General features: G+C 32.5%; 3 protein-coding genes. All 3 read right to left on the reverse strand.

The window, feature by feature from the left end:
• Positions 1-1,112: asparagine synthase-related protein (locus tag ACJMLH_RS03385; protein ID WP_405274725.1), on the reverse strand; the 1,112-nt coding region annotated here is incomplete at its 3' end.
• 59 nt (positions 1,113-1,171) lie between these two features.
• Complete coding sequence (locus tag ACJMLH_RS03390) at positions 1,172-1,444, reverse strand: zinc ribbon domain-containing protein (protein ID WP_405274727.1); 273 nt, start codon at positions 1,442-1,444, stop codon at positions 1,172-1,174.
• Positions 1,445-1,697: 253 nt separating this feature from the next.
• Complete coding sequence (locus ACJMLH_RS03395) at positions 1,698-2,108, reverse strand: PadR family transcriptional regulator (RefSeq protein ID WP_405274729.1); 411 nt, start codon at positions 2,106-2,108, stop codon at positions 1,698-1,700.
• Positions 2,109-2,241 lie beyond the last annotated feature (133 nt).

The raw sequence follows: 2,241 nt of genomic DNA on the forward strand, positions 1-2,241 counted from the left end.
CCATCAACAAAGCTTTGAAGATACCTTTTGTATCCTCCGAAGAGCTCATCTGCACCCTGACCTGAAATGGCAACTTTAATTCCATCATGAGCTACCATTCTGGTTGCAAAGTAGGTTGTAAGGCCAACACCAACTTTCATCAGATTATCATCGCCTATGGCTTTTACCACTTCAGGCAGGGCTTCACGTACTGCCTCTTCGGTTACTTCAAATATTTCCAGATCCAGATTCAGGAATTTTGATGCATAAATTGCAGCTTCCACATCCTTTGATCCTTCAGATCCCACGGCATACAATTTAACTTTTAATGGAATGTTTTCTGATATCTCCTTTAAAAGAAGTGCAAGGTATGAACTGTCAAGGCCCCCTGAAAATATTACACCAAGCTCACTTAATCCTTCAACCCTTTTAATCAGACTTAATCTTAGAATCTTATCTATTTTAGCTACATCCCCTTCAAAGACTTTTTCATAAATTGCCTGTGCTGGAGATATGTCTTCCCAGTTATAGAGAATGTGTTCAGGTTTTAAGGTATTGATATCTGTAAGACCCACTTCTTTCAGGGACAATCTTGATGATGCAAATCCTTTAACTTCATCATTTTGTGCGTAAAACAGCGGTTTAACTCCCAATGGATCTCGAGCAATTGCAAGGTTTTCACCGTCCCATACTGAAAATGCATAGTCCCCATCAATCAGTCTTATTGCTGATTGTACAGCTTTAAGCAAATCCAGTTTTTTGGCGTAAAAATCAATTAAATACAATAAAGCTTCAGCATCTGAGGAAATTTCAGCTTCAACACCAACCTTATTTAGGAAATTTCTAATTGTTAAAAAGTTATATATTTCCCCATTGAAAACCAAAACAAGATTATCACTGGCTATGGGTTGTGGTTTGGATATTCTACCATCATTATCGTAAATAGAAAGCAAATTATGTCCAAAAGCTATTTCATATTCATTTTCATCAGTGAATTCATCAATGTTAATGTCAGCATAGATTTCATCCAAATAAATGCCTGATGAATCCGGTCCTCTATTTTTAGAGGTTTTTAACATTTGTACAATATCATTTACTTTAAAACTGCCTTGCAGACCTACTATTGAACACATAATAATAAATATGAAACTAATTATACTTAAAATTTAAAAAAAATAAGAAAGTGAACTAATTAATCATTAGCCCATCTTTTTAATTTAGGAAATACTTCCATCATCATTGCGGAAGCTTCCTCCTTATCTATTTCCGGATGAACTTCAACCATTTTGTCGATGCAGAAATTCATCATCTCTTCCATGGACATGTCTGAGGTGAATTCTCCATCTTTAAAGCAGTACATGCAGTAGTCTTCATTTTTTGTACCGTCTGCATTGGTTCCAAAAAGTTCATCGCTCATAGGCATTGCACATGATTGACAGAATTTCTGATTTTCAAAGTCATTCATAATATATCACCTTCACATATATTTCAATACACTAATATTTAAATCAAACCCAAGAGCATTTGATGAATAATGTTAAAGTGAAACATCCGTTTTGGTAAAGTAGATATATGAAACAGCAAGCCCGATTACAAAAGTGGCTAAAATTATTCCGTAAGGTAATGCCTGCACCATATTTTGCTATTTCGCCGGATGCTATCCGATACTTAAAATTTAACAGAGAAAATTAGTTACTTCCGACAGGTATCATTTAAAGTTAATCCATATCTTCAAACATCAATTTCCACTGATTGTTGTTATGGATTATATCGAATCTGGAATACATATATCTAAGGACATGTTCACCATCATCCGTTATTTTGAAATACTTTAATTTTTTATTATTGTGAATCTTATATTCACTTATAATGAGATTTGATTCTTCCATTTTATTCAAAATAGGATATATGTTGCTGGGATTTGATTTTTTCAATGATCCTTCATCTATCAATGTTGAAAAAAATCGATCCAATTCCTTTAAAATCGCATAACCGTGGATAATGCCATTATATTTAACAATCCATAAAATTAGAAAACGTGACATTCCATTTACATAATGCTTTATAATGGCATTATTGCTTATAATTTCCACATAATTTTTATGAATTGATGGATTAGACTCGCCCATATTTTACATTCCTAGATAATACATGAGAAAAATTTGACTGTTGATGTAATAAATAATTTACACAAATAATCTTGATATAATATAAATTATAATTAAATAATATATAAAGCAGTATTATAAAATTTAGCATAAC

It is taken from the genome of Methanobrevibacter sp., assembly GCF_045116495.1.
Classification (GTDB): Archaea; Methanobacteriota; Methanobacteria; order Methanobacteriales; family Methanobacteriaceae; genus Methanocatella.

What these genes read in the sequence shown, in the direction of transcription:
- ACJMLH_RS03390 (WP_405274727.1), bottom strand. Translation starts at nt 1,444, where the DNA reads ATGAATGACTTTGAAAATCAGAAATTCTGTCAATCATGTGCAATGCCT.
- ACJMLH_RS03395 (WP_405274729.1), bottom strand. Translation starts at nt 2,108, where the DNA reads ATGGGCGAGTCTAATCCATCAATTCATAAAAATTATGTGGAAATTATA.